The sequence below is a fragment of the uncultured Cytophaga sp. genome (assembly GCF_937863595.1).
Lineage (GTDB): Bacteria > Bacteroidota > Bacteroidia > Cytophagales > Cytophagaceae > Cytophaga.
Map to the genome: position 1 here is coordinate 1 of NZ_CALMGQ010000025.1, position 8905 is coordinate 8905.

The 8905-nt window shown below is 32.2% G+C and carries 7 protein-coding genes; 1 reads left to right on the top strand and 6 read right to left on the bottom strand.

Features of this window, described 5'->3' with window-relative positions; all coding sequences use genetic code 11:
• Window positions 1-64 precede the first annotated feature (64 nt).
• From Q0543_RS02085 to Q0543_RS02105, 5 genes are all read right to left on the bottom strand, one after another.
• Window positions 65-526 (bottom strand): DNA starvation/stationary phase protection protein, encoded by a 462-nt coding sequence (locus Q0543_RS02085; RefSeq protein WP_299248384.1) that lies wholly within the window; start codon window positions 524-526, stop codon window positions 65-67.
• A 116-nt stretch (window positions 527-642) separates the two neighbouring features.
• Entirely contained in the window at window positions 643-2118 is a 1476-nt protein-coding gene (locus Q0543_RS02090) for an ATP-binding protein (protein ID WP_299248387.1), read from the bottom strand.
• Window positions 2105-2692: a chemotaxis protein CheB gene (locus Q0543_RS02095; RefSeq protein ID WP_299248390.1), complete on the bottom strand. Its 588-nt coding sequence runs from the start codon at window positions 2690-2692 to the stop codon at window positions 2105-2107. Before Q0543_RS02095 ends, Q0543_RS02090 begins: the two co-directional genes overlap by 14 nt.
• Complete coding sequence (locus tag Q0543_RS02100) at window positions 2692-3531, bottom strand: protein-glutamate O-methyltransferase CheR (protein WP_299248393.1); 840 nt, start codon at window positions 3529-3531, stop codon at window positions 2692-2694. The genes Q0543_RS02095 and Q0543_RS02100 overlap by 1 nt, the downstream gene beginning before the upstream one ends.
• A gap of 18 nt (window positions 3532-3549) precedes the next feature.
• Entirely contained in the window at window positions 3550-7026 is a 3477-nt protein-coding gene (locus tag Q0543_RS02105) for a response regulator (protein WP_299248396.1), read from the bottom strand.
• A gap of 200 nt (window positions 7027-7226) precedes the next feature.
• Between Q0543_RS02105 and Q0543_RS02110 the strand changes: the two genes are divergently transcribed.
• Complete coding sequence (locus tag Q0543_RS02110) at window positions 7227-8351, top strand: hybrid sensor histidine kinase/response regulator (RefSeq protein WP_299248399.1); 1125 nt, start codon at window positions 7227-7229, stop codon at window positions 8349-8351.
• A gap of 1 nt (window position 8352) precedes the next feature.
• Here the strand turns inward: Q0543_RS02110 and Q0543_RS02115 are convergent, their stop codons facing one another.
• Window positions 8353-8799: a response regulator gene (locus tag Q0543_RS02115; protein ID WP_299248401.1), complete on the bottom strand. Its 447-nt coding sequence runs from the start codon at window positions 8797-8799 to the stop codon at window positions 8353-8355.
• Window positions 8800-8905 lie beyond the last annotated feature (106 nt).

Consider the following 8905-nt stretch of genomic DNA (forward strand, 5'->3'; position numbering starts at 1 on the left):
ACGGATCAAATTGATATACAACTGAAAATCTTTTAATTAAGACGCAACGCTAGTGTATTAAAGTCTAGTTTAAATATCTTCTGAGTTTCCAAGCAATCGTTTCATGCTCTTGTATCACTTTAGTAAAATAATCTGTAGTACCAACGTCACTATCTTCATCAATATCTTTTCTTAAAGCTACAATAAGTGTTTCGTGATCAGCAAGCAATTCTTTAATCATATCCTTTTGTGCGGGATATTTTCCTGGAGTTTCTTTTAAACGTGTAGTCTTACCAAACTCTTCCATGGTACCAATTGTATGAGAACCTAATTTATTTATACGTTCTGCAATTTCATCAATAACCTCTTCCAGGATTTTATATTGTCCTTCAAACAATAAATGCATTTCCATAAAGCTAGGTCCAGAAACATTCCAATGAAACTTTCGTGTTTTAACATACAATGTCATTTCGTCTGCTAATGCAACGGATAACATGTTCACACTTTTTTTAATATTTTCTTCTGAGATACCTAATTTAGTTGCCATAATCGTACTGTTTATATCGTTTTGTTTGTATTAATGATCTAAACAAATTTGAAAAAAAATCGACCAATTTACTTACAGCTATTTTGTAAATTGTTATAAAAATCACAGTACTATTATTATAACGGCATCGTAACAAAAAAGGTAGCCCCCTCATCTATTTTAGCTTCGGCCCATACTTTGCCACCATGCTTCTCAATAATTCTTTTTACGATAGCCAATCCTACACCAGTACCTTCAAATTCTTTATTACTGTGGAGGCGTTGAAATACTCCAAACAATTTATCCATATACTGCATATCAAAACCTACTCCATTATCTTTTACATAAAACGCATGCATGCCTTCATGTGCAAATGTTCCTACCTCAATAGTAGGATTTTCCTTTTTGTTTGAATATTTAATAGCATTGGAAAGTAAATTTACCATCACTTGTTTTAATAAGCTATAATCTGCTTGAACTATTGGCAAGTCAGAAATTTTAATAGTTAAATTCGGGTTTGCATGTGGTATCTCATCCAAACAAATTTGAACTAATTCTTTCAATTCTATTGGTTGCTTGTCAATCCCTTTTTTCCCAAGTCGAGAGAACTCCAATAAATCATCAATTAAATGATCCATTTTAGTTGCATTACGTTTAATGTTACCTAAAAAACGTAGAGACTTTTCATTCATTTCTGTCCCAGCAGACTCTTCAAGCATTTGTGAATAATTATTTATTGCACGCAAAGGGGCCCGCAAATCATGGGATACAGAATAGGAAAAAGATTCCAATTCTGTATTTGAATTTTCTAATTGAATTACATTTTCTCGCAAATTTTCGTTTAATCGAATAATTTCTATTTCTTTCTTTTTGCGTTCAGTAATATCGCGTGCATTTGAAAACCACTTCTCTCCTTTTATCAATATATTCCATTGTAAACATCGATAGGATTGATCTTTACACATTACTTTTGTTTCAAAAGACAACGTTTTTTCATCTGATTTTTTAAAATCACTAACACGTATTTTATCTTCATCTGATAAATAAAACAATAATGTATGTTTTGAAATTTCCTTGGGCGTATATCCTAATATATCAGACATGGCAACATTAAATTCATCAAACTCAAATGTTGTTGCATCAATGGTACAAATAATATCAATGCAATTATTAATTAAGATATAAGATTTCTCAAGTGCATTGTTTGTTTCAACTAATTTTTTACGCTGTAGCTCAAGCTGAATAAGCATTGTAACTTTGGCTTTGGTTATTTCAGGATCTAAGGGTTTAAATAAATAATCAATAGCTCCTTCTTCCAAACCTTTAAGAATATTTTTCTGTTCTTTAAATTCAGCCGATGCAAATAAGATGGGAATATCTTTTGTTCGCTTATTTGATTTAAGCATATTAGCTACTTCAAAGCCGTCCATTTCTGGCATTTGAACATCCAGAATTATCAAATCTACCGGCTGATTCAAGGCTATTTTTAAACCTTGATTTCCGGAGGTCGCTTGCAAGAATGTACGATTATCGGTTGCTAACAAATTTTCCAATGCATAAATATTGCTCGCTATATCGTCAATAATTAATATGGTGGATTTACCTTCTTTCATAAATTTCTTCTAAGTAGGACTTGATTTCATCAAGAGTTAAAATATTTTGTACCGCTCCAATAGCTATTGCAGCTTGAGGCATGTATGGGTATTCTGCTGTTTTAGGATCTTGCGCAATGGTATAGCCACCTTGTCGCTTAATTTCTAATAAGCCTTCTGCCCCATCACTACTGGCACCTGTTAATAGGATACCAAGTAAATTTCTTTTATATGCTTCTGCAGCAGTTTCAAACAACAAATCAATAGATGGTCTACTATATTTTACATAGACATCGGATGTCAAAGAAAATGTTTTATTCATTTCAATCAACAAATGATAATTTGCTGGTGCAATGTATATATATCCTTTTTCAATTTGTTCCTTTTCATCTGCTTGCTTTATGTGCAATAAACATTTTGATTGCAAAACTTGCTCAAGTAAGTCTTTATAATCTTTCCCTCGATGCTGAACCACAATAATAGGAATAGGAAAATCTGCTGACAATTCGCTCAATATATGAATTAGCGCATGTAAGCCACCTGCAGAAACGCCAATGGCAATTGCTAAAAATGAATTATCTGAAGCAGTTTCCATTATTGAATTTTCATAAATATGCGTTCCTTTTTATCAATATCTTCAAAGTCTTTCTTTTTATCCGTAAACAGAAGTGATTCTTTATTCCCTAGAGCTAAGAAACCAAATGAACAGAGACTATCATGAAATAAATTAATCACTTTATTTTGCAATTCTTGATTGAAATAGATCAACACATTTCTACAAATTACCAATTGAAACTCATTAAAAGATTTATCAACTGTTAAATTATGTGGTGAGAAAACAATATTTTGTCTGAGTGATTTATCAAATAATACAGCATTGTATTTAGAAATATAATACTCCGACAATGATTTTTTACCTCCTGCTTCATTATAATTACTCGTATACGATTTCATATTATCTACTGCATACAAACCTTCTTTGGCAATAGAAATAGATTTTTGATTTATATCTGTCGCATAAATTATTGAACGCTCCAGTAGTCCTTCTTCTTTCAATAAAATGGCAATGGAATATACTTCTTCCCCTGTAGCGCAACCAGCAACCCAAACCTTTATAACGGGATACGTAGCCAAACGTGACATAACATTTTCACGTAAGCTTTTATAAAAAGAAGGATCTCGAAACATTTCAGTAACAGTGACCGAAAGCTCTTGAATGAATATTTCAAACATACTTTCTTCTTTCAGTAACAACTTACTTAATTCTTGTAAAGTCTCAATTTTATGAACATGCATAAAATTGATAATTCTTCTTTTTACAGAAGCTTCTGCATATTCAGTAAAATCGTAGCCATACATAAACTTTATAGAGTCTAGGAATAAACGGGATTCTTCTTGAGAAAATTGGTACGATTGAGAAGTTGGTAAACTCATAACATGTTTAAAGATATTTTATTTATATAACCACACCCTTAATAAGGAAAGTAATTGTTCCATATTTATTGGCTTAGAAATATAATCGGACATCCCTACAGCAAGACATTTCTCTCTGTCTCCTTTCATAGCTTTCGCTGTGATTGCAATGATGGGAATCTTATTAAATTCAGGCATATTTCTAATTTCCTTCGTCGCTTCAAAGCCATCCATTTCAGGCATCATGATATCCATTAACACGAGTTCAATGGATGGATTTGCTGCCAAAACTTCTAAAGCAATTCTTCCATTCTCAGCAACAAAACAGGTCATTTCTTGCTCTTCCAATGCATTTGTTAAGGAATACACATTACGTATATCATCATCAACAACAAGCACCTTTTTAAATTTAAGTATTTCTTCCGTTTTATGAAGTTTACGGATTATATTTTGCTTGTCTTTTGGCAACTTGGATTCTACTCGATGTAAAAACAAGGTAGTTTCATCTAACAAACGCTCTTGAGAATTTGCTGTTTTTAAAACAACAGCACTTGCTAATTTGTTTAAGATTGTTTTCTCTTCATGATTCAATTCCCTTCCAGTATATACAATAATAGGAATGGATTTAATGGCTGCATTTTCTTTAATTTTTTCAATCAAATCAAACCCAGACATATCTGGCAAGCCTAAATCTACAATGATGCAATCAAACACTTCAGATGTAAGCATTGCATAGGCTTCTTCTCCTGAATAAGCTGAATAGCTTTTTACATCGCCATTTCCTATCAATTCTTTGATAGCTATATTTTGTGTCTCGTTGTCTTCAACAACAAGCAATTTTTTTAATTTTCTATTCCCAAAATCCACCATTTTATCAAGCGCACCTAATAATATATCTTTGGTAACAGGTTTGCGAATATAATCGAAGGCTCCAAGTTCAAGTCCTTCCCGCTTCCGATCATAGCCAGAGATAATTTGCACAGGAATATGTCTTAGCGCAGGATCATTTTTTAATTGTTTCAACACTTCAGCACCATCTAATACGGGCAGTTTCATATCCAGCATAATCGCATCAGGTCTATATTGGCGTGCATAGTTTAAACCTGTATTGCCCCGTGTAGCGATAATGCCTTTATAATTGCGTTCTCTTAAAAAATCTAGCATCAGATTTGCAAAGACCAAATCGTCTTCCATGAGCAAAACAACTTTATCGTTCTCAACAATCGAATAGCGATCATCTGTTATAATTTCTAGCTCTTCCGGGATTGCAATATCATCAAGTCTAATTGATGCTGTTTTTTTATTTGAATCTATACCTCTTATTTTTTCAATATTATGGGTTACCACTCTTTCAGATACACCTATAAATGATTCATCAAATTCAATTGGAAGATATAAAGTAAAACTACTTCCCTTGCCTTCTTCGCTAGATAAATGAATTTCACCACCTAAAGCTGCACACAGTTCTCTGCTAATAGATAAACCTAGCCCAGTACCACCGTACTTTCTTTTGGTTGAGCCATCCACTTGTTGGAAAGCTTCAAAAATTAGTTGTTGTTTATTATTCGGAATGCCGATACCCGTATCAGTAACCTTGAACGCCAAACAATTTCCAGGAGATAAATTTCTACTTTTCAGAATTGTTTTTTCATTAACTTTTGATATTTCAAGAGTTACATTTCCTTTATTTGGGGTAAACTTAAATGCATTTGAAAGCAGATTGCGCAATATCTGCTCCATACGTTGCCGATCTGTTTGAATAATTTTTTGCGATATTTCATCCGAACAATCTACCGTAAAATCGATTGATTTCTTTTTAGCCACTTCATCAAACATTGCGTGTATACTATTTCGTATTCTGTTTAATGGAATTTCTTCAATTTCTAAATCAAGTTTACCTGATTCAATTTTTGAAAGATCTAAGATTTCATTTATTAACTCAAGTAAATCAGTTCCTGAGTTTGCAATATTATGTGCGAAGTCAACTTCTTTTTGACTAAGTGTATTGTTTTTATTGTCTGCCAATAATTGAGAAAGAATTAGAATACTGTTCAAGGGTGTTCGCAATTCATGCGACATGTTTGCTAAAAATTCTGATTTGTATTTGCTATTTAATTCTAATTCGCGTGCTTTTGTTTCAATTTGAAGTTTGGCATTTTCAAGCGTTTCTTTTTGCTCCTCCAATAAGTTGGCCTTTTCTTCTAACTCTTCATTGCTTTGATGCAGTTCTTCTTGCTGCGCACGAAGCTCAGCTTCAGACTTCTCCAATAATTCTGTTTTAACTTGCAATTCTTCATTGAATTGTTTGAGTTCTTCTTGTTGTGTCTCTAATTCCTCTGCTTGTTGTTGTGTCTCTTTAAGAAGATCTTTTACACGTTCTCGATCTTTCGCTGAAGTAATTGCTATAGCAACACTCGGCAAAACCAATTCAATGTATTTTTTATGTGTATCTGTAAAAGGAAACATACTACCCAGTTCTATCACACCAACAGTTTCGTCTTCAAAAAGAATTGGAGCTATCAAAATATGCGATGGCTTAATTTCACCAATAGAGGCTTGCATTACAAAATTTTGATCTGGTATGTCATCGACACAAAGTACTTCTTGTTCTTTTGCCACTTGACCTACTAGACCTTCCCCAAATTGTACCCGTTCGCCTATATATTTAGAACTTGCCAATGCATAACTATTCGTTAATTTCAAAGAATTCACTTCTCCATTAACAATATACAAAGCAGCAATATTACTTTTTATATAACTTACAAAGTGCTTGAGTATCGCTTCTCCGAGATCAGAAATTTCCATGTTACCTTGCATTCGTAAGGCTATCTCCGCGGTTCCTTCCAAACTCCAATTTTTATTTGAAGTTTCTTTTTCTGCTTTACGTAATGTGATTAAATTATTCATCACAAGAAAATAAACACCGATTAAAACCAATACTATACAAACAATAAGTGTAATAAACACCATATTGAAATCTCGCGTATTGTTTTCACTCGCTAACTGACGTTGATCCAAAAGTTTTTGTTCTATATTTTTTGCTTCTAAAACTGTTTCTCGAATATTAACCATCAACAAACGTCCCTTTTCAGAACTCACTAATTTTTGGGCATGCTCAAAATCTTGTTCTCTGAAGTATTTACAACTATCTAAAAAAACCAAATGTTTATTGACCAAACTTCGGATACTATTTAATCGTTCTTGTTGAATGGGATTATCTGCTGTTAATTCCTTTATCCGAATGATGTTTAAATCTATAGCATCAACTGCTTTAGAGTAAGGAATCAAAAAGTTTTCATTACCCGTAATAACAAAACCACGAATGGAAGTTTCAGCATTTGTTTCTATTAGTAAAATTTGTTCCAAGCCATATAAAACTTTATGGCTGTGATCTACCCAAGCATTAGTTTCTTTTAATTTGGTTCCATTATTATAGGAAATAAAAGCAATAATGATCAAAACGATTGCTGACGCAGACAAGCCAGCTAAAATTTTATTATCTGTAGTAAATTTCATTTATAAAAATATCAAAAAAAACAGACTATTCATGCATAAAAGAACATGTTAGATTTAAGATTTACAGATTTTAAATATATTGATGTAAATAAAAATGGGAATAATGTAAAACATTAATCATTTTTTGGTTTAAGGCAAAATTCCAATCTTTGATTTCTTCGTATAGGATAGCTATATTTTCACCAGCTATTGAATATACTATGGAAATCAACAAAAAACATATTAAAATTTTAATTTTAGAAGATACTGTCGATGATATCGAGATTATTGAACATGTATTAAAACAAAGTGGCTTGAATTATGAACTCTATCAAGCAGATTCTAAAAAGACATTCGTCTACGGACTTCAAGAATTTAAACCTGATATCATTTTATCGGATCATTCCTTACCTCAATTTAATTCAATCAATGCATTTAAAATTTGTGTAGAAACAAAATTGAATATCCCCTTTATACTCGTTACAGGAGCTGTATCTGAAGAATTTGCTGTAAGTTGTTTAAAGCATGGTATAGACGATTATATTCTAAAATCAAATTTATCCAGACTACCTATAGCCATCATGAATGCGATCAGTCAACGCGATATGAAGCATAAGGAAATTCAAACACTTGTTGAATTAACAGAACAAAACAAACACATACTGAAGATAAATAAAGAATTGGATTCTTTTATATATAGCATTTCACATAGTTTAAGAGGTCCCATATCAACTATAAGTGGCTTATTAAATCTGATTGAAATAGATGAAAAAAAATCTAATTTCCCAGAGCTACATGATATGATGAGCGTATGTGTGAATCGATTAAATACTACTATTGAGCAAATGGTAGATCAAACTAAAAATGCACGCCATGAAGTTGAGGTAATTGAAATTGATTTACAAAAATCGATCGAGAAGTCGATCCATAAATTCGAATCCCTTACTGGGTTTAATCAAATAGAAATACTTACGGATTCCACTTACTCTGTACCATTTTACTCTGACCCTTATCGCGTAGAAGTTATACTAAATAGTATTTTATTGAATTCAATTAAATATGCAGATTTAAAAAAAGTGCAACCATACATTCATATTCAAGTTTCTCAATTAAAAAACAATATCATACTTAAAATTTCAGACAATGGAATCGGTATAGATGAAAAAAACATGCCGAATATATATAATATGTTTTATCGTGCATCTGAAAAAAGCGATGGCGCTGGTTTAGGCCTGTATCTAGTAAAAGAATTTACTGAAAAATTACGAGGAAGCGTTCATATAGAATCGACTCTCCATGCAGGAACTATCGTAGAGGTTGCATTGCCAAACTTATATAAAATATAATTCAAGGTCTTCTTTCTGAAGGAGTAATTGATTCAATGACTGTTTTATTTAGAGAATTAATTTCATTGTCTTGCAAAGCCGTTAACACAATACAAATATTCTTTTTCAATAAGGAATAATGATTGGGTTTGGTAAAAAAAGCAAGTGCTCCAAGTTCAAATGCTTTATCAATTTCATGTTGAAAGGAAGATGTAGAATACATAATAACAGGAACATCTTTAACAGCTTGATTGCTTTTAAATTGCTTTAAACACTGCCAGCCATCCATTCCAGGCATATTAATATCCAAGAAAATGATATTTGGCACATAGCCACCATCAATCATTTTAACGGCATCCGCTCCTTCCATTGCATAGGTATAATTAACGGGAATATCCATTTCATTAAGTGCTTCAACAATCAAATCTGAATCGTCATTATCGTCATCCACCAACAAAAATTCTATCATATTAAACATTTTTATTTTTTGTATTAAATAAGGGCAATAAAATTGTAAACTCTGCCCCTTGGTCTTTTACACCCGTTGCAGAAATTAATCCATTATGCTTTTCAAC